The organism is Streptomyces sp. A 4/2 (genome assembly GCF_940670765.1).
Taxonomy (GTDB): Bacteria; Actinomycetota; Actinomycetes; order Streptomycetales; family Streptomycetaceae; genus Streptomyces.
In genome coordinates, this window is the sequence record NZ_CALNVW010000019.1 from 420,014 (window position 1) to 438,797 (window position 18,784).

General features: G+C 67.3%; 20 protein-coding genes. 10 read left to right on the forward strand and 10 right to left on the reverse strand.

Annotated features, from left to right (window positions below; all coding sequences use genetic code 11):
* Positions 1 to 108 precede the first annotated feature (108 nt).
* From NBY69_RS14620 to NBY69_RS14635, 4 genes are read left to right on the forward strand one after another with little or no spacing between them, the layout of a single operon-like run.
* Positions 109 to 411, forward strand: a complete 303-nt coding sequence (locus NBY69_RS14620) for a hypothetical protein (RefSeq protein ID WP_250301307.1) — start codon at positions 109 to 111, stop codon at positions 409 to 411.
* Positions 408 to 1,685, forward strand: a complete 1,278-nt coding sequence (locus tag NBY69_RS14625) for a hypothetical protein (protein WP_250301308.1) — start codon at positions 408 to 410, stop codon at positions 1,683 to 1,685. Before NBY69_RS14620 ends, NBY69_RS14625 begins: the two co-directional genes overlap by 4 nt.
* A 6-nt stretch (positions 1,686 to 1,691) precedes the next feature.
* Complete coding sequence (locus NBY69_RS14630; protein WP_250301309.1) at positions 1,692 to 2,867, forward strand: hypothetical protein; 1,176 nt, start codon at positions 1,692 to 1,694, stop codon at positions 2,865 to 2,867.
* Positions 2,868 to 2,881: 14 nt separating this feature from the next.
* On the forward strand, positions 2,882 to 3,508 hold the full coding sequence (locus NBY69_RS14635; RefSeq protein ID WP_250301310.1) for a hypothetical protein: 627 nt from the start codon (positions 2,882 to 2,884) through the stop codon (positions 3,506 to 3,508).
* A 76-nt stretch (positions 3,509 to 3,584) separates the two neighbouring features.
* Here NBY69_RS14635 and NBY69_RS14640 read toward each other — a convergent pair whose 3' ends face one another.
* Genes NBY69_RS14640 through NBY69_RS14650 form a run of 3 tightly spaced genes read right to left on the reverse strand, consistent with a single transcriptional unit; the run spans position 3,585 to position 4,818 of the window.
* Complete coding sequence (locus NBY69_RS14640) at positions 3,585 to 3,827, reverse strand: DUF397 domain-containing protein (protein WP_250301311.1); 243 nt, start codon at positions 3,825 to 3,827, stop codon at positions 3,585 to 3,587.
* Positions 3,782 to 3,994 (reverse strand): DUF397 domain-containing protein, encoded by a 213-nt coding sequence (locus NBY69_RS14645; protein WP_250301312.1) that lies wholly within the window; start codon positions 3,992 to 3,994, stop codon positions 3,782 to 3,784. Before NBY69_RS14645 ends, NBY69_RS14640 begins: the two co-directional genes overlap by 46 nt.
* A complete protein-coding gene (locus NBY69_RS14650) occupies positions 3,991 to 4,818 on the reverse strand; it encodes a helix-turn-helix transcriptional regulator (RefSeq protein WP_250301313.1) in 828 nt (275 codons plus the stop codon). The genes NBY69_RS14645 and NBY69_RS14650 overlap by 4 nt, the downstream gene beginning before the upstream one ends.
* 147 nt (positions 4,819 to 4,965) lie before the next feature.
* Between NBY69_RS14650 and NBY69_RS14655 the strand changes: the two genes are divergently transcribed.
* The 3 genes from NBY69_RS14655 (at position 4,966) to NBY69_RS14665 (ending at position 7,277) form a co-directional block, all read left to right on the forward strand.
* The gene (locus tag NBY69_RS14655; RefSeq protein WP_250301314.1) at positions 4,966 to 5,286 is read left to right on the forward strand and encodes a hypothetical protein; all 321 of its coding nucleotides are present in this window, start codon (positions 4,966 to 4,968) and stop codon (positions 5,284 to 5,286) included.
* 83 nt (positions 5,287 to 5,369) lie between these two features.
* Positions 5,370 to 5,939 carry a TetR/AcrR family transcriptional regulator gene (locus NBY69_RS14660; RefSeq protein ID WP_250301315.1) on the forward strand — a complete coding sequence of 190 codons (570 nt, stop codon included), beginning with the start codon at positions 5,370 to 5,372 and terminating at the stop codon, positions 5,937 to 5,939.
* 144 nt (positions 5,940 to 6,083) lie between these two features.
* Positions 6,084 to 7,277 carry a GDSL-type esterase/lipase family protein gene (locus NBY69_RS14665; RefSeq protein WP_250301362.1) on the forward strand — a complete coding sequence of 398 codons (1,194 nt, stop codon included), beginning with the start codon at positions 6,084 to 6,086 and terminating at the stop codon, positions 7,275 to 7,277.
* A gap of 43 nt (positions 7,278 to 7,320) precedes the next feature.
* On the opposite strand, the gene NBY69_RS14670 is transcribed toward NBY69_RS14665, so the two are convergent.
* On the reverse strand, positions 7,321 to 7,779 hold the full coding sequence (locus NBY69_RS14670) for a PaaI family thioesterase (RefSeq protein ID WP_250301316.1): 459 nt from the start codon (positions 7,777 to 7,779) through the stop codon (positions 7,321 to 7,323).
* 65 nt (positions 7,780 to 7,844) lie between these two features.
* Entirely contained in the window at positions 7,845 to 8,129 is a 285-nt protein-coding gene (locus tag NBY69_RS14675) for a hypothetical protein (protein WP_250301317.1), read from the reverse strand.
* A 194-nt stretch (positions 8,130 to 8,323) separates the two neighbouring features.
* Between NBY69_RS14675 and NBY69_RS14680 the strand changes: the two genes are divergently transcribed.
* Positions 8,324 to 9,439: an ADP-ribosylglycohydrolase family protein gene (locus NBY69_RS14680; RefSeq protein WP_250301318.1), complete on the forward strand. Its 1,116-nt coding sequence runs from the start codon at positions 8,324 to 8,326 to the stop codon at positions 9,437 to 9,439.
* A gap of 190 nt (positions 9,440 to 9,629) precedes the next feature.
* Here NBY69_RS14680 and NBY69_RS14685 read toward each other — a convergent pair whose 3' ends face one another.
* A complete protein-coding gene (locus NBY69_RS14685; RefSeq protein ID WP_250301319.1) occupies positions 9,630 to 11,210 on the reverse strand; it encodes a sodium:solute symporter family protein in 1,581 nt (526 codons plus the stop codon).
* 451 nt (positions 11,211 to 11,661) lie between these two features.
* Positions 11,662 to 12,525, reverse strand: coding sequence for an SDR family oxidoreductase (locus NBY69_RS14690; RefSeq protein WP_250301320.1), 864 nt, complete (start codon positions 12,523 to 12,525; stop codon positions 11,662 to 11,664).
* 102 nt (positions 12,526 to 12,627) lie between these two features.
* On the opposite strand from NBY69_RS14690, the gene NBY69_RS14695 reads away from it, so the two are divergent.
* The gene (locus tag NBY69_RS14695) at positions 12,628 to 13,533 is read left to right on the forward strand and encodes a hypothetical protein (RefSeq protein ID WP_250301321.1); all 906 of its coding nucleotides are present in this window, start codon (positions 12,628 to 12,630) and stop codon (positions 13,531 to 13,533) included.
* A gap of 145 nt (positions 13,534 to 13,678) precedes the next feature.
* Here the strand turns inward: NBY69_RS14695 and NBY69_RS14700 are convergent, their stop codons facing one another.
* From NBY69_RS14700 to NBY69_RS14710, 3 genes are all read right to left on the reverse strand, one after another.
* Positions 13,679 to 13,888: a DUF397 domain-containing protein gene (locus NBY69_RS14700; protein ID WP_250301322.1), complete on the reverse strand. Its 210-nt coding sequence runs from the start codon at positions 13,886 to 13,888 to the stop codon at positions 13,679 to 13,681.
* A gap of 181 nt (positions 13,889 to 14,069) precedes the next feature.
* Positions 14,070 to 14,927 carry a helix-turn-helix transcriptional regulator gene (locus tag NBY69_RS14705; protein ID WP_250301323.1) on the reverse strand — a complete coding sequence of 286 codons (858 nt, stop codon included), beginning with the start codon at positions 14,925 to 14,927 and terminating at the stop codon, positions 14,070 to 14,072.
* 306 nt (positions 14,928 to 15,233) lie between these two features.
* Positions 15,234 to 15,947: a GPP34 family phosphoprotein gene (locus tag NBY69_RS14710; RefSeq protein WP_250301324.1), complete on the reverse strand. Its 714-nt coding sequence runs from the start codon at positions 15,945 to 15,947 to the stop codon at positions 15,234 to 15,236.
* A gap of 194 nt (positions 15,948 to 16,141) precedes the next feature.
* Here NBY69_RS14710 and NBY69_RS14715 point away from each other — a divergent pair, with 194 nt between their 5' ends.
* On the forward strand, positions 16,142 to 18,670 hold the full coding sequence (locus tag NBY69_RS14715) for a serine hydrolase (RefSeq protein WP_250301325.1): 2,529 nt from the start codon (positions 16,142 to 16,144) through the stop codon (positions 18,668 to 18,670).
* The last annotated feature ends 114 nt before the right edge of the window (positions 18,671 to 18,784 follow it).

Sequence of the window (18,784 nt, forward strand, 5' to 3'; positions counted from 1 at the left end):
CAGAAGCACTCTCCGCTTATTTGATCAAGACCCGGACAGGCTCACTCGCGAAAGCCCGAGGTTAAGAGGCCCGAGCCATCAACCGGTAAGTCAGTAACGGGGGAAACGATGAGTGATATACGCGTAGATGCCGATGTTCTCCACCGTGTCCGTGGCAATCTCAGGCATATATCCGACATTATGGAGCGGCCTGGCCGGGAGATGGAAACGGTCGACGGGGTATCCATGGGCGTCGCCGAGCTGGCACTGCGGATGAGCGACTTCGGACACGAGTGGTCGTACGGGATCAAGCAGATCAGTAAATTCTCCAGTGCTGCTGTTAAGGCGTTGGACAAGATCGAGGAAGCCTTTGACGGGCTCGACGAAAGGGTGGCGAAGGCGCTTGCGGAGTCCGGGGCAGGCTGCCAGTGACCAGTACCCCGGGGCCGATCTCTGATCCCACCTACAACTCCCCTTTGCTGGTGCGGTTCCCGGCCCTCGGGTTTGTACCCTGCCCCGGGGACGCCCCGGAGGCGAAGCACATCACCGCCATCGTCACCCGGACTGCCAAGGCTTTGGACGGGATCTCCAACGTTCTTCACGGCACAGGAGACGGCGACTGGCAGGGGAAGCATGCCGAAGCATTTCGTGAGCAGTTCGACGACAACTTCCGCCCCAAGATCGATACGGCGAAGAAGTCGTTCCGGAAGGCAGCCGCCGCCCTGCGGGACTGGTCCGAAAGTATGCCGGAGTGGCAGAGCAAGGCCGCTGGCCTGGAGAGCCGAGCCCAGGACGCGCGCGATAAACACGAGGTGATGAGGCACAGGCTGGCCGAACTCCCGCCTAAACACGCATCCTTCGACCTACCGAAGGATGACGCCGAAGCGCTCAAGCGTGAGCGGGTCGAGACGGACCGTTCATCCGCCGAACTGGCTTCCAGTACCGCAGAAGCCGAACTGGAAGTGATCCGCGCACAGGCGCGCAAGCTTGCCAGTGACTACATCCTGGAAGGCCAGTCGGTTGCACGGCGCCTGGACAAGGCGATGGATATCGCACCCAACGAGCCGGGCGCGCTGCACAAGCTCGGTGATGCCATCAAGTCGATCAGCAAGGCGCTGGAGCAACTGGACGACCTTGTGCTCAACGCCATCGACGGCGTTGTGGCAGAGGCCGTCCAATGGATCAAGGAACACGCCAACGCCATCGCTGGCCTTGGTGACATGCTCGGCTTCGTCAGCACGGTGCTGGCCGTGGTGGGCATTGGCCTTCACATTGCCGGGATCTTCTTCCCACCCTTGGAGGTAGCTGCGGGAGGTGTTGACATAGCTTCAGGTGTGACCGCCCTTGGCGCGTTGGGGCTCCACGTCACGGCAAAGCTGGCTGGAGCCGATGTTTCGACCCGTGCTCTCGTCGATGACGGCCTTGGAGCGCTATCGCTGTTCGCCTCACCCAACGTTGCGGCAGCCGCTAAAGCGCCGAGGATGGTGACTGCGTTCACCCGTTTTGGAGAGCGCGCAGGAGGGGCTTCCGTGATCGACGGCACCTTGGGTGCATTTCAGGATCATTCGATTCTCGACAACTTCAAGATCCACAACAGCCGACAGGCGTTGGAGGCCGGCACGGGAAACATACTTCTTGTCGGCTTTGAAAACGTCTGGAACTCTGGCAGCGGAGAAGATCGTGCCGTTGCGAAGGACGGAAAGTAGAACCTCATGGATCCGTACAGCGTCATCGCGCAGTTGGATGGGCGGGAGAAAGTCGCTGTTTCCTGCAAGAGAGGCGATCTCCCAGAGCAGTACGTCTGGCTGGCCCGGTTGTACGGCTACAAGTACTCGCACCTGTATCAGGGCGGAGGAAAGGCGAATCCCTACATTGTGCATTGCGTGCGCGACGAGAGTGAGCAGGCAATGCGTATCGCCTCATGGATGCGGTTCCCGACCTTCGTCCCCGGGGCGCCAGCTCCGGTGGCCTGGTCGTACGGGCAGGCTGGTTGGGCCAGCTGGGCGCCCCCGGGATGGCCGCCGGGCTACACCGCACAGGGCGCGACGCAGGAGCAATTGAGGCTCATACGGGCTGAGTTGGGTGCAGACGTTCTCGGGACCGAGAAGGCCCTGGCGGCCGGGTCTTTCGTTGTGGCCCTCACGGTCTTCTTCCTGTGCGGCGCGGTCGTACGCGTGGGCAATCCGTCCTCCATGGTCGGATGGCTGGTCGCGTTCGCCGTACTCGGTGGGCTTCTGGGCGTGACAGTCCCGCTGCTTCGGCGTAGGAGGCAACAAGACGAGGCTCTGCTCACGCAAGCGGGGCTGAACTTTGACGCCGGACGCTTCGAACGGCAATTCAACGGCGGTCCGCAGGTGGTCGTAGATCTATTTCGGTACGACATGGACAACATGCGGGCCCTGGCAGGTCTTGCAAGAAGTCGTGGTTACGGTCTGTCAGGTGTCCAAGTGGTCGAGGGGCGTACCGCGCGAATGGAATGGCAGTACCTGATGCAAGCTGCTCCAATCCCCGTCTCCCGCAACAGCCAGGCGCAGGAAGATGCTTGGATTACCGCCACGGGATTTTCCCATCAGCGAGTCAGAAGTGTGGTGCTCACATTTCTCATCATGGCAGTGATTTCCATGGGGAATGGGATCTTCGCGCACTCCTCGGCATTCCGTTTGCATACTATTACTGCGGGCGTAGTGCTGACTGCTATCGCCATCGGGTATGCGTTGCTGCATGAGCGGAATTATCTTTCTGCTGCCCGCCTCCTCAAGGGGATCGGGTTCCAGCGGGTGGTCGATGCGTCCGGGCAGCCTCGCTTTCTGCCGCCAGGATCAGTTGTGGATGGCGAGCAGAATTCTGCTCCAGGCCGCCTCGGCGGCGATTGGAGGAATTCACAGTGAATGGACCTGTTCGTGTGGATTTCGCGCTCCCGGAGGACTTCACGGAGATCCGGATCGGCTTGAGTCCGGAGGAGGTGAGGGAAGAAGTTATCCGCCAGGTGGGCGCCGCTGCCTCAACGAGATTCTCTCGGTCCGTCGACGAACTAACCCTCGCATACATGCAGAGCACGTGGCTTCTTGAGCAGCAGGGAGCCTTTTACGCGGCATCCTGCTTCGGTTTGATCGGTCAAGAAGTGTCCAGTGGAACGTTGGTTTTGACATCTAGCCCTCTTGATGATGCCGACCCGCTGGTAGTCGCTCAAGGGATATCCAAGGCAATCGCAGATCATGGGGCACCTGACTGTGGAACCAAGGTTCTTGAAATCCCGATGGGGCCTGCTGCGATTTCTGTAGATCGACGGCAGAGTATCGAGATCCCTAACGAGTACTCGCTGAGTGGATACGCAGAGGAAATTCCGCTTCTGCAATTCAAAGCGTTCGTGCCAGTGTCCAGCTTGAATTCTCTCGAAACTGCAAGTCTTCTCGCTTTGACGTTCACTACTCCTAATATCGGCCACTGGGATTCATATGCTCGCATGCTTGCTGATCTGCTGCGTACTCTCAGATGCTCAGCCGAAACCAGTGAGCCCTTTCCAGTCTGAGGGTGGGAAAGGCTCACTGGACGACTCTGTCTGGAACCTTGGAATCTTTCAGGTTCGGCGGCCTCGGCGTCGCCAGTTACGGTGTGTCCGTCCGTCGTACGTTCTGGATGAAAGTGGTCCAGGCGGTGTCAGGGAAGACGAGCGCGGGGCCAGTGGGTGCCTTGCTGTCGCGTACGGGGATGAGGCTGGGGAAGTTGTCGGCTACCTCGACGCAGTTCGTGTCGCCGCCGTCGCTGTAGGTCGACTTGCGCCAGGTTGCAGTGGATAGGTCGATCACGGTGCGTCCTTCCGTTGTAGGTCCTGGACGAAGGCCGTCCATGCGGCAGCCGGGAAGATGAGTGCGGGGCCGGTGGCGGCCGTCTTGCTGTCGCGTACGGGGGTGAGGCCGGGGTAGTTGTCCGCGATCTCGACGCAGTTGTTCGCTCCGCCGTCGCTGTAACTGGATTTGCGCCAGGAGGCGTTGGAGAGGTCGGGCGTGCGATTCATTCTCTGTGCTCCTTCAGGACGCCCCTGATGAAGGCAATGGAGTCCGACGGGGGCAGCGCCAGATCTCGCAGCCGATCGTAGGACAGACGGGCACGTGTGACGGAGGCCGGATCTTCCATCAGCTCAGCGCATCGATTGCCTTCCGTGTAGGCAACAGCGCTCCCGTCCTCCTCCCACAGCAAGGTCAGCGAGCCGTCCATCAGGTGATGGGCCCCTGCCGAGAGGGGCAGGATCTGAAGCGTGACCATGGGCAACTCGGCCATCGTGACTAGGTGTTCGAGTTGGGCCTCCCACGCCTTGTGGTCGGATACGGGGCGACGGAGAGCGTATTCGTCCATGATGATCCGGACGGAAGGAGCGGGGTTGCGGTGAAGTAGTTGCTGTCGGCCCAGGCGCGCTATGACCTGCTCCTCGACTTGCTCCGCTTCGCTCTCTGTTTCCTGATCACCGGACAACAGCGCACGAGCTACCTCTTCGGTCTGTAGCAGCCCCGGAATCCCCAGCGTGAAGATGTGCATGATCCGAGCAGCCTGCTCCAGGTTCATGAACTCCTTGTACTTGTTCTTGAACACCTCCCGCCGAGCCACCTTCCATAGCTGCACCAGCAACCCCCCGGTCTCGTAGTGCCGATCCAGGTCCTCCATCACCGCGAGCTTCGACAGCCGCTGGCTCACCTCCAGCCGGTACAGATAGCTCTTGTCGTACCGCGTCTCACTGGCCAGCTGGCTCAGTGATTTCCCGGCTTTCTCTCGCAGATACCGCAGGGTCCTCCCGAGCGCCGCGCGCCCCGATCCCTGTTCCACAGCGGTGACTTCGTCGGCCATCGCGTCCCTCCCGTTGCCGTGCGCGAAGGCAATCGCGCGTCTCTTTCCGAGCGTAGGGGCAAGCCGTAATCATCGGGACACGAACGGTAATCGCCGCTCGTCAGTGTGATCTCGACCCGTCCACCCCCACTCCCGTGAGGCACCGACATGTCTGATTCCCTGCTCCGTCTGCTCCCGTGGACCACCCCGGAAGGCAAGCCCTGCTACCTCAGCAGCGACAACCCCCGCAGCATGCTGTCCCGGCTGGCCGACGACCTGGAGGAGCGGCAAATCGACTCCGCCGAGCTGGTGTTGGAGGGGTCGCTCGCCGTGCTTGCCGATCGGGCGGCGGGTGAGCGCGCCGTGCGGTTCGCGCTCACCCGGGCCGCCGAGTCGCTGGGGGATGTGCTCCGTGTCGCGTGCAGCCGGGGTGCCCGCATCGGTGACGACGGGGCGGGTGCGGCGCACTGCGGAGTCGAGGGGGAGTGATGACGGTGACCGACGCGCCTGAGCTATTTGCCTAAAGGTGTTAGGTAAATGCATACTGGCTTCTGGTGAACGGGAGGCAGGATATGGCACGTGTAGGACTGACCAGGGAACGCCTGATCCAGGCGGGAGCGGAACTGGCCGACGAGGTCGGCTTCGAGCAGGTGACCGTCTCGGAGCTGGCCAGGCGGTTCGACGTCAAGGTCGCGAGTCTCTACTCGCACGTGAAGAACTCGCAGGACCTCAAGACGGGCATCGCCCTCTTCGCCCTGGAGGAGCTGGCCGACCGGGGCGCCGCCGCCATGGCGGGCCGGGCTGGGAAGGACGCCCTGGCCGCCCTCGGGAACGTCTACCGCGACTACGCGCAGGAGCACCCCGGCCGTTACGCCGCGACCCGGATGAGGCTCGACCCGGAGACGGCAGCCGCCAGCGCGGGCGTCCGGCACGCGCAGATGACGCGGGCCATCCTGCGTGGTTACGACCTGACGGAGCCGGACGAGACGCACGCGGTCCGGCTCCTCGGCGGCACTTTCCACGGCTACATCAGCCTGGAGCTGGGGGGCGGCTTCAGCCACAGCGCCCCCGACTCGCAGGAGACGTGGTCGCGGATCATCGACGCCCTCGACGCCCTGCTGCGGAACTGGCCCGCGCCCTGACCGGGGCTGTTACGGACGGCGCGAGCCCCGACCCGGGCCGACCTCGCCTCTCGCCCCTCACGACTCATTGACCACCAGGTGGAGAAGAGGAGAAGACCTGAGATGACCACGGACCCGACGGACACCACGGACACCACGGACACCATGGACACCACGGACACAGAGCAGAACTGGATCACGACGCCCGTCACCGAGGACCTGCTGCGCGGCGCCCTGGACCTGGAGCGCACCGAGCACGGGCTCCTGCCGCACCGGCTGCCCGCGCGGGCCCGTGCGCAGTGCGCCGACGGGCAGTTGGCCATGGCGGAGGCCCAGCCCTCCGGCGTACGGCTGGTGTTCCGTACCCGTGCCACTGCCGTCGAGCTGGACACCCTCCGTACGAAGATGGCCTACGTGGGCGCCCCGCCCCGGCCCGACGGGGTGTACGACCTGCTCGTCGACGGCCGCCTCGCCGGGCAGGCCGGTGTGAACGGCGGGAACGTACGGCTGGTGGACATGACCACCGGGTCCGTGGAGAACCGTCCGGGGCCGGTCGGCACCGTACGGTTCCCGGGGCTGCCCGAGGGCGTCAAGGACGTCGAGATCTGGCTGCCGTACAACGAGATCACCGAACTCGTCGCGCTGCGCACCGACGCCCCCGTCGAGCCCGCGACGGACCGGGGACGCAAGGTGTGGCTGCACCACGGGAGTTCGATCAGCCACGGCTCGGACGCCGCCAGCCCGACCACCATCTGGCCCGCGCTCGCCGCCTCGCGCGGTGGCGTGGAACTGATCAACCTGGGCCTGGGCGGCAGCGCGCTGCTCGACCCGTTCACCGCCCGTGCGCTGCGCGATACCCCCGCGGACCTGATCAGCGTCAAGATCGGCATCAACATCGTCAACGCCGACCTGATGCGCCTTCGCGCCTTCGGCCCGGCGGTGCACGGCTTCCTCGACACGATCCGCGAGGGGCACCCGACCACGCCGCTCCTGGTCGTCTCGCCCGTCCTGTGCCCCATCCACGAGGACACCCCGGGCCCCAGCGCACCGGACTTCAGCAACCTCAGCGAGGGGAGGCTCCAGTTCATGGCCGCGGGCGACCCCGCCGAGCGGGCGGCCGGGAAGCTGACGCTCAACGTCGTCCGGGACGAGCTGAGCCGCATCGTGAAGCAGCGGGCGACGGACGACCCGCACCTGTACTACCTCGACGGCCGCGAGCTGTACGGCGAGGCCGACTTCGCCGAACTGCCGCTGCCCGACCAGCTCCACCCGGACGCGGCCACCCACCACCGCATCGGCGAACGGTTCGGCGCGCTGGTCTTCGGGCCCCGGGGGCCGTTCACCACGGACGGTGCCTGAGGCGTCCGGCGTCCGGCGTCGACTGCGGCGCCGGCCGCGCCGGTCACTGTTCGGATCGGCCCTTCACGCAGATCAGTGTCTGCTGACCGGTCGCCACGAGCGTCCGCCGGTCGCCCTCGACCCCGAACGCTTCCAACTGGCAGACGGTCAGCGTCCGTCCGGGCTTCAGGACCGTACCGACCGCCTCGATGTGATCGCTCTCGGCGGGTGCCAGGAGGTTGATCTTGTACTCCACCGTGAGCACCGAGGTGTCCTCGGGGAACAGGGTGAACGCGGCGTAGCCGCCCGCGCTGTCGGCGACGGCGCTGGTGGCGCCCGCGTGGAAGTAGCCGTGCTGCTGGGTCAGTTCCGGCCGATTCGGGAGCACGATGTGCACGCGGCCGAGCCCGATGTGCGCCAGGCGCGCGCCGAGATGGGCCATCAGCCCCTGACGTTCGAAACTGGCCTGGACCCGGGCCTGTACCTCAGCGCTCGCCGGTTCGTGCGGTGTCTGGTCTTCCACGGGCGCTCCTTCAGTGGACGGACGGATGAGATGGACGGACGGGGCAGGGAAGCGGAGACGGTGATTTACGCTCCTCGGGTCCATTCCGAGTGCATCTTCCCGGCGGCCAGGGCGTACACATGGGCCAGTACGTTCGGGCCCTGCTCGCATTCCTCGTCGGTCAGAGTGCAGCCCATGCGGTCCCGCAGCACTTGCCGGGTGGTCGCAACACGCTCGGCGATCTGGGCGGCGCCGGGCTGCCGCGCGGCGATCTGCGCGACGAGTCGGCCCAGGCCCAGGCCCCGTTCCTCGGCGAGTTGGGCAAGATGATCGCGGGTCTCTTCCGGAACCTGGATGGTCGTGGTTGTCATGACGCCACTATGGAGGAGCCTTCGTGGTCCCTGGATGTCGTACATCGTGGGACCGTCCTCTGCCGGTCAAAAACGACCAGCAGGACGCTGAATCACATTCCTACGCGTACCCGGATCGCACCTTCAACCGACCGTTCCGGTTCGATTACAGTGCTGCGCAGTCGCACACGGACGGACCGACGGGGAGGGGCCGGGTGAGCACAGGGACCGCTGCCCTCTGGGGCCGTGCGGAGCAGCAGGACTTCCGCAGTCGTGTTCGCGGCTGTTTGCTCGGCGGTGCTCTCGGTGACGCGCTCGGCGCCGGTGTCGCCGGGCTCAGCCTGGCAGCGATACGGGAGGCCCACGGCGCCGGCGCCCTCACCGACCTCACTCCCGTACACGGCCGACGTGGTGCGGTGACCGCCGTCACCCAGCTCTCCCTGTTCACCGTGGACGGGCTGATCCGGGCCCAGGTGCGCCGCGACACGGGCGCCTGGCACCCGCCCACCGATGTGCACCGCGCGCATCTGCGGTGGGCCGCCACCCAGCGCGACTGGGGGCCCGACGAGCGCCGTGCGGACAACGGCTGGCTCGGCTGCGAGGAGTGGCTGTACCAGCGCAGGGACCCGGCGCGGGCCTGTCTGAACGGGTTCGGCGACGAGGTGATGGGGACCCTGGAGAAGCCCAAGAACCCCGAGGCCCGGGACGCCTCTGCCGTCAGCCGGTCCGCGCCCTTCGGGCTGCTCGTCGGGTGGGAGCCGGGGCTCGTCTTCCAACTGGCCGTCGAGTGCGCCGCGCAGACCCACGGCCATCCGACCGGGTGTCTCAGCGCCGGGGCGTTCGCCGTGATCGTGCACGGGCTGGCGCGCGGGGACAGCCTCGACGCGGCCGTGCAGCAGGCGCTCGGGCAGCTGACTCCGCGCCCGGGGCACCAGCCGGTCACGGACGCCCTGCAGCACGCGCTCGGCACCGTACGCCAGGGCATGCCGAACCCGGAGCGGGTCGAGAAGCTCGGCGACGGCTCGCTGGCCGAGGACGCGCTCGCGATCGGGGTGTACTGCGCGCTGGTCGGCGAGGACGTACGGCACGGGCTGCGGCTCGCGGTGAACCACAGCGGTCCCTCGCAGGCGACCGGCGCGATCTGTGGCAGCCTGCTGGGCGCCCTGCACGGCGAGACCGCGCTGCCGCCCGCCTGGCTGTCGGAGCTGGAGGGCCGGGCCACCGTGCTCGAACTCGCCGACGACTTCGCCATGGAGATGACCCAGGGTCCGGCACTGCACGGGCCCGCACTCACCACACCGGGGTGGCTGGCGCGGTACCCACGGGGGTGACCGGGCACGTGAGTACGGGTGGGCACGTACGGATGGGGCTTGTACCGGTGGAGCACGTACGGGTGGAGCACGTACGGGTGGGGCCCGCCCCTGAAGCCGCTCGGGCTGTCAGAGGCGGGCCCCACCGGGTCCGTAAGGCCAACTGCCGTCAGCCAACTGCCGTCAGCCGTCAGCCGTCAGCCGTCAGCCGTCAGCCGTCCGCGCCTTCGCGCCCCGTCACTTTCCCGTCCCGCGCCCCGGCCTGCGCCGGCACAGCCGCCCCGGCCCCGTCCGGACCGTCGCCGTCCGCGTTCACCTTCGCGATGATCGCGTCGCGTTCCGGGGTGTCCTCCGGCTTCACGAAGCCGATGAGGACGTAGAGCACCAGCGAGATCGCCAGCGGCAGCGAGACCTGCCACTCCAGCGCGACACCGGTGTTGACCGAGCCGTCCAGGTGGTAGTTGGTGAAGTAGAACGCGAGCAGCCCGGCCGCCCAGCTGACCAGCGCCGCCGTCGGCCCGGACTTCCGGAAGCTGCGCAGCAGGCCGAGCATGAACGGGATCGCGATCGGGCCCATCAGACCGGCGACCCACTTGATGACCACCGAGATGATGTCCTTGAACGTCGGCGAGTTGATCTGCGTCGCCAGCGCCATCGACAGGGCCAGGAAGCCGAGCGTCGAGACCCGCGCGGCCAGCAGACCGGTGCGGCTGCTCCACTCGCGGGCCGCCCGGGAGACGGCCGGGGCGATGTCCCGGGTGAAGACGGCCGAGATGGCGTTGGCGTCGGAGGAGCACATGGCCATCGTGTGCGAGAAGAAGCCGACGACGACCAGGCCCAGCAGCCCGTGCGGCAGCAGCGACTCGGTCATCAGGGCGTACGAGTCGGACGCGTCCGGCTTCTGCGCGTGCACCAGCAGCGGGGCACACCACATGGGGAAGAAGAGGACCACGGGCCACACCAGCCACAGCAGGGAGGAGAGCGTGGCCGAACGGGTCGCGGAGCGTGCGGAGTCGGTGGCCATGTAGCGCTGGGCCTGGTTCCACATGCCGCCGTTGTACTCGAAGGTCTTGATGAAGAGGTACGCCAGCAGGAAAGTCACCGTGTACGGCCCGGCCGTCGGGTCGGTGTGGCCGCTGGGCAACTTGTCCCAGACGGTCCAGATCGCGCTGAAGCCGCCCAGCTTGCCCATGGTGGCGACCAGCATCGCGACACCGGCGATCAGCTGGATGATGAACTGCCCCAGCTCCGTGAGCGCGTCGGCCCACAGGCCGCCGACCGTGCAGTAGACGGCCGTGATCACGCCGGTGATCAGGATGCCCTGGGTGATGGTGATGCCGGTGAACACGGCCAACAGGGTGGCGATGGCCGCCCACTTGGCGCCGACGTCCACGATCTTCAGCAGCAGACCGGACCAGGCGAGCGCCTGCTGGGTCTGGATGTTGTAGCGGTCCTTCAGGTACTCCAGCGGCGATGCCACGTGCAGACGTGAGCGGAGCCGGTTGAGCCGGGGGGCGAAGAGCTTCGCGCCGATCCCGATGCCGATGGCGATCGGCAGCGACCAGGTCACCATGGAGGTGAGGCCGTACTGGTAGGAGATTCCGGCGTACCCGGTGAACATCACCGCGCTGTAGCCGGACATGTGGTGCGAGATACCCGACAGCCACCAGGGCATTCTGCCGCCGGCGGTGAAGAAGTCGCTGACGTCGTCCACACGTTTGTGGGACCAGACGCCGATCGCGATCATCACGCCGAAGTAACCGATGAGCACGGTCCAGTCGAGACTGTTCATGTGCCCCCTCCAGGGGTCCGCCTGTACTGAGTTCATCTCGATGAACCTCGATGAACGGGAAACGCTTCGCCAGTACGTCGTGCGGGCCAAGTCCCCGTGCGGGACCGGGGACTTCACGGATTGAACCCTCTGCGCCAAGGGCGGGTCAAGGGTTTCAATGGTCACAAGCATGAACACGGATCAGCAAGTAGAACGAATTTACTCGCTCTTGACCTCTGGACCGGTTGCTCTCGGAGTGACGGGGGCCACACCATGAGCGGGCACTTCGCCAGACACAGCCGGAAGGCAGAGGCCAAAGGGCAGAAGCCGGAAGGAAGAGGTCGGTACGGAGAGGCCGGTACGAAGCGGTCTCGGCGGCCGAACGGAAAGACCGCACGGGATGCGGGTCCCGTGCGGTCGAGAAGAGGAGGTGTCGACGTTCCTGTTCAGTACATCGGTTCAGCGCATCCGTTCAGCGCATCAGTTCACCGGCGTTGACCAGCAGCGACTGGCCGGTGATCGCTCGCGAGCGGTCGGAGGCCAGGAAGATCGCGGCCTCCGCCACGTCTCCGTCCGTGGCGAGTTCGGGCAGTGCCATCCGGTCGGTGAGCCGCGCCAGGACGTCTGCCTCCGGGATCTGCTCGGTGTGCGCGGTGAACTGGACGAACGCCTGCACCGGCGGGCCCCACATCCAGCCGGGCAGCACGGTGTTGACCCGGATCCGGTACGGCCCCAGCTCGCGCGCCATCGAGTACATCGCCGAGGTGAGCGCCCCCTTCGACGCGGCGTACGCGGCCTGGTGCACCTCTGACGGGGCGGCGACGGCCGACTGCGTCCCCACGATGACGACCGCCCCGCCCCGCGCCTTGAGGCCCGGCAGGCAGGCCCGCGTCATCCGCAGCGTGCCGAGCAGATTGACGTCGATGACGCCCTGCCAGGTGCTGAAGTCGGCGTCCTGGATTCCACCGAAGTAGCTGTCCCAGGCGGCGACATGGACGACCGCGTCGATCCCTCCGAACCGCTCGACCGCCAGCGCGGCCAGTGCGTCGCACTGTGCCTCGTCGCCGATGTCCGTGGCCAGCAGGGCGGTGCGCGCGCCCGACGGGTCGATCTCGGCGGCGCACTTCACGAGGTTCGCCTCGGTGCGGGCGCCGAGCACGGCGTTGCCCCCGTCCCGTACGACGGCCGCGGCCACCTGATGACCGAGCCCGGCGCCCACGCCCGACACGACGACGGTCTTCCCGGCGAGCGAACCGGAAGGCGATCCGCCGGGCTGTTCGCCGGGCTGTTCGCCGGGCTGTCCGGTAGCGCGGGTTTCCAGGGGGTCGGTTTCCATGGTCGGGCCCTCCGGACTCTGGCAGTTTGTCTGACGGAGCGTCAGAGTAGGGCGGTCCGGTGGAGGAAGGAAGACGGAGGAAGCGGAAGGATGGCGGATCGGATGAGCCAGTCAGCAGGTGCCGGGAAGGCCGGGGAAGCCGAGAAGGCCGGGGGAGCCGAGAAGGCCGGGAAAGAGGACACCCGCAGCGGGACGTACGCCGAACTGGCGTCGGTCGGGCCGTACGGGGTGCGCCCCGGCCACGCGCTGATCACCATGGTGGAGCCGCACCCGGGCCACGAGTACGCGTACAACCGCTGGTACGAGGACGATCACTTCTACGCGGGCGCCATGGCGATGCCGTGGATGCAGGCGGGCCGCCGCTGGGTCGCCACCCGGGAACTCCAGGAGCTGCGCTACCCGGAGAAGTCGGCGGTCGCCCAGCCGGTGACGGCCGGCTGCTACCTCTCGACGTACTGGGTGACCGAGGGCCGCTACGACGAGCACATGAAGTGGACCGTCGGCATCAACAAGCGGCTGAACCGCGACGGCCGGGTCCATCAGGAACGTACGCATGTCTTCACGTCGTTCCAGGACCACGAGGCGACGGTCTACCGGGACGGGGACACCGGGCCGCGGGACTTCCACGCGCTCGACCATCCGTACGCCGGGCTGGTCCTTGAGGTGATCGACGCCGAAAGGCCCGCGCAGCGCGCCGAGTTGCTGGAGTGGCTGCGGACCTCACACCTGCCGGAGCGGCTGTCCGGCGGGCCCGCAGCGATGGTGACGGTCTTCCGGCCGACACCGTTGCCGGGCGACCGGATGACGTACGTCAAGCAGGTGGAGGGGGTCGATACCCGGCTCACCCTGCTGTGGTTCCTTGAGGCCGACCCGCGGGAGGTCTGGCAGTCGCACTTCGCCGCGCTCGACGGGGACCTGGTCGAGCGCGGCCTCGGGCGGGTGGAGCTGGTCGCGCCTTTCGTACCTACCGTGCCGGGCACCGACCGCTATGTGGATCAGCTGCGGTAGCCCACCACTGCTGTACTCGGCAGCGGTGCGCTCGGTGGCGGCATGCTCGGCAGGGATGCGCTCGTTCGGGAGGAGCCCCCTCGGCTGGGACGGCGATCCAGTCGAGAGGGTCCTGTCCGATGCGCTGGTGAAAGGAGGCCCGGCATCAGCCGAGGTCGAAGGCGCCCCGGCTCACGTCCGTGACGAACGCAGTCCATGATCCGGGGGCGAAATCGATACGGGGCCCCGCGGTGACCTTGGAATCCCGTACGGAAATGGCCTGAACGGAGGGGGACTTGACCTCCACGCACGCGCCATTTCCGGCGGAATACGACGACTTGATCCAGTTCGTTGCTGCGCCTTGCTGAATTGCCATTTTCGCTCCGGTCTCGCCAGTGTCGATGGGTGCCAGCGTTCTCGATGACACGATCGACGCTACTCGTGAACCCTCAGCCACAAGACGGGCGTTCACTCGACCGGATGACATGTCCCCTCGAAGTCTTCCCTTGCCTGCGGGGAGGCCTGTACTCTTCGCCCGCTGCAATGGAATCCCTGTGTCAGAGAGCGAATTCCTTCGCGACCTTCGAGATGAACTCACGGGTCTGGTCGGCGTTCAGGGCCTGCGCCCGCAAGTGCTCGTACATGACGCTGTACCGCTGCACATCCGGCGATTTCTCCAGATACAGATCGCTGGTGACGCCCTCGATGTAGACCACGCTCGAATCGCCGGCGTCGGGGAACTCAAGAATGGCGTACTGCCCGGTCACTCCCGGATGCGCGCCCACCGCGAACGGCAGCACCTGCAGGGTGACATGCGGGAGTTGCGACCATTCGATGAGGGATTCCAGCTGCTCGATCATCGCCTGGCGGTCTCCCACGAGGCGGCGCAGGGTCGCCTCGTCGAGCACCGCCCACAGCCGCAGTGGGGAATCGGCGGCCCGGAGCCGGTCCTGACGGCGCAGGCGGACCTGCACGCGCTTCTCGATGTCGGTCGTCGAGGTCTCCGGCATGGCGCCGGTGATCAGCGCCTCCGCGTACCGGCTGGTCTGCAACAGCCCCGGCAGGACCTGCGACTCGTACACGCGGATCGAGGCGGCGTCCGTCTCCAGGCCGATGTAGACGCTGTACGGGATGTCGCCGAAGGCGTGCCACCAGCCCTGCTGGCGGGAGTCCTTGGCCATCTGCATCAGCGAGTCGACGATCCGGAGGTCCTCGACCTCGTACACCCCGCAGAGGTCGCGGACATCGCGCTGGCTGATGGAACGGCGGCCGTTCTCCAGGCGGCTGATCTTCGACTGGGAGACCAGCAGACGCTCGGCGACCTGCTCGGCCGTCATGTTCTTCTGCTCACGCAGTTTGCGGAGCTCCTGGCCGAGTCGGCGTCGCCTGACTGTGGGATTGACGTTGGACGCCACGGGAACAGCACCTCCGGCTTTTGACGTACACAGACCCACCTTGAGGGGGCGCGGTAGGTCTTACTGCTCAGCAGATTGCCACCAATGCAACGCGCTGCGCTGGGAAATGGCCAGAGAGTGAGCGCGCGGGGCCGACGACGTGTCGGCCCCGCGCGCTCGTGTTGCGGCTCCCGAACCGGGTCTGTGGGGACGTCGGTGCGGCGGTTCGCGTGGTGCTGGTGGTGCCGGCGCCCGGGTGGACCGGGCGCTCCGGTGGTGCGGGTCGCTCGTGTGACGCGTGTGCGGTGATGCGGTGTGCGGTTGCGCTCAGTGCGCCGCCACGCGGGCCATCGGCCCGTGGTGCGACTGCATCGGCGCGGCGTTACCCGGTGCCGGTGCTGTCCGGCGCGGCTGTGCGACCGCTCCGTTCTGGACGTCCATCACGGCGTGCGCCACGAGACCGCCCATGGGGTCGTGTCTGATCAGGTCCCGGAGGCGGGAGCGCGATGAACGCCCCTCGTTGCCGGGGTAGAGGTGCTTGCCGAGCCCCACTGCGTGAGCGAGCGCGGCGAGCGCCGCGGTCCGCGGGTCCGGCGGTACGCCGGTGCGGATCGCACTGTCCAACCGGGCGCGGATGTCCCGGCTGATGGCTGTCTCCGTCGCCTGGTAGCGAGTCGTCGGCAGCACTCCGCACATCTGGCCCGCCACGGCATGCACCATGCCGCACCGCTCCAGATGAGCGAGATAAATCTGGCGGAGCCCCAGCCGGGGCCCGCCGATCCAGTGGACTGCCCGAACCGGGCTGCCACGCCTGCGCAGCAGTTCCAGTGCGGAGTCCAGTGTCGGATCTCCTGTCGGCCGTGCCATCACCACGGCGATACGATCCCCGTCCGGGGCTATCCGTCCTGCCAGAGCCAGCTCTACTAGCTGGGCCCCGGCCAGGCCGAGGTCGAGCGACTGCGGCTGCGCTGTGGTACCCGTGGTCGGGTCCAGAGCGAGCAGTAGAAGCTCTTCCGGAATCGTTCTGCGGCTCCTGCCCATCCATGCCTCCCCGCGTGGATGAGTGACAGGGTGACCCCTCTCACATTGGTCTGTCGAGAGCGCCTGGGTGTTTTGTGCGTCAATCAAGACGTATGTCGTTCTCGTCCAGTGCAGCGGTTAAGCGCCCACACAGGACACTGGTAGATGGTTCGGACAGGCGGGATTTCCCGCGCGGCGTATCGCAGGAGGCATCGGTGGCGGGCGAGTCCCCCGACAAGTCGGAGCAGCGGAAGTCGTCGGGGGTGACGACTCCGGATACCAGCGATCCGAGGCTTGCGGTCTTCCGCGACGCATCGGAACCCGAAGCGAGTGCGGTGTCCGGCTCGCAGTCGGGTGACGCACGGCTGCGCGCGGCGGTCGCCGCGTGGGTGGCGAAGGCGGACGGGCCGTCTTCCCCGGACGCGGAGCCGTCGGAGCCGTCGGGGGAGGACGGCGACGCGGATGCCTCTGCGGCTGCTGACGGCGGCGCGGAGCCCGCAGGGGAGCGCGAGGGGCGCGAAGGTAGCGAACCGGCGGAGGAGGGCGCTCAGGGCGCCTCAGCCGCCGCGCCCGCGGACGTCGCTTCCTCGGGCGCCTCCGAGAGCGCGGAGGCCCGTACGGACGCTTCCGGCGACGCGGATGACGTGGACGACTCGGACGGCGTGGACAGCTCGGACGGTTCGGGTGACGACGGGGATGCGGTGGCCGACGCGCCGAAGGGCGAGGCGTCGAACGATGAGGCGCGTGCGGACGACGCGGAGGAGCCGGAGGCCGCCGACGCGAAGGCGGACACCGCCGAAGCGGATGCCGAGTCCGAGCCCGAGCCCGAGTCCGGGGTCGGCCCCGAGGCGGACTCCACCGCCGATGCCGGTAAGGCGAAGCCGGAGGCGGACGCGAAGTCCGACACGGACGCGGACGACGGCGGGGCCGACGACTCCGACGACACCGAGGGTGACGGCGCGAAGCCGGATGCCAAGGCAAAGGCCAAGGTCAAGGCCGAGTCGGATGCCGACGACGCCCCTGAAGCGGACCTCCCTGAAGCCGACGCCCCTGAAGCGGACGCGAAGGCGACCGCTGGCGACACCGACGCGAAGAAGCCGGCTGCCGACGACACCGACGACGCTGGCGACGGCGACACCGACGACGCCGAGGACTCCTCCGACGTCACGCAAGCAAACCCCGTCGACCAGCCCACCGGCGTCTTCCGTGTGCCCACGCGCCCCGTGGTCGACCGGCCCACCACCACCCTGAAGCGCAGCACCTTCGTGCCGCTGCGCCCCGACGACGTACCCGGTGAGCGGAAGAAGAAGCCCGCACCGGTCCCCGCGCCGGCCGGACCTCCGAGCGAGGCGCCCGCCGCCACGCTCACCGTTCCGACCTGGGCCGCTGGTGGCACCGGCACCGCGGAGGCCGCGCCCGCGGACATCGTCGAGCCGACCCGGCAGCAGCCGATGCCGCCCAAGCCGCCGCTCGATCTGCTGGCCGAGCTGACCAACACGCCGCCCCCGCGGCAGACCCCGGTACGCACCGTCGTGCGCCGGTTCAAGATCTGGACACCGCTGGTCGTACTGCTCCTGATCATCTTTGCGGTTGCGCAGGCCGTACGGCCGCTGCCGACGCCGACCCTCGGGCTCTCCGCGGAGCCGACGTACACCTTCTCCGGCGGCAAGCTCTCCATGCCGTGGCCCGGCCAGGGCCAGTCGGCCGTCACGGTCGACGGCGTCGGCAGCATGGGTACGGACGGGACGCAGACGCCCGCACCCATCGCGAGCATGGCCAAGGTGATGACGGCGTACGTGGTCCTCAAGGACCACCCGCTCAGCGGAAAGCAGCAGGGCCCGGAGATCACGGTCGACAAGCAGGCGGGCGACGAGGCCAATTCGCCCGACGAGTCGACCGCGCCGATCAAGGAGGGGCAGCACTTCACCGAGCGCCAGATGCTCGAACTGCTGCTGGTCCCCTCGGGCAACAACGCGGCCCGGCTGTTCTCCCGCTGGGACGGTCCCTCGGCGGACTTCGTCAAGAAGATGAACGCCGCGGCCAAGGACCTCGGGATGACGCACACCACGTACACCGACCCGAGCGGCCTGAACCGTACGACCCAGAGCACCGCGTCCGACCAGCTCAAGCTGGCCGCCGCGGTCATGAAGAACGACGTCTTCGCCGAGATCGTCAATCTGCCCCAGGTCAAGGTCCCCGGCATCGACACGACGATCTACAACAACAACACCCTGCTGCTGAACCCGGGAGTGAGCGGCATCAAGACCGGTTCGTCCACCCCGGCGGGCGGCAACCTGCTGTGGGCCGCCGACACGGTCGTCGACGGCAAGACGCGCCGGATCCTCGGTGTGGTGATGGGGCAGCAGAGCCCCACGAAGGTCGTGAACGACAGTCTCGACCTGGCGAAGGCCAACGGTCTCAAGCTGATCCAGCACTCCCAGAAGACCGTCACCTCGGCCACGGTCGTGAAGAAGGGTGACGTCGTCGGGTACGTCGACGACGGGCTCGGCGGGAAGACCCCCGTCGTCGCCACCAAGGACCTGAAGGCGGTCGGCTGGCCGGGCCTGAAGGTCGACCTCGAGATCGGCGACGGCGGCAAGGCCGTACCGCACTCCGCGAAGGCGGGCACGGTGGTCGGCCAGGTGACGGTCGGTTCCGGCACCGGCCAGGTGGCCGCCCCCGTCGCCCTCCAGAAGGACCTCGCCGAGCCCGGGTTCGGCGCCAAGCTGACCCGTCTGGGCTGAGGGCCGGCCGAGCGAGAGCCGGGCCGGGCCGCAGCCGCCCGCCGGGCCGAGCGAACGGGATGCAAGGAGATACCCCCGCCGGGGTTCACAACCGGCGGGGGTATCCCATATCCG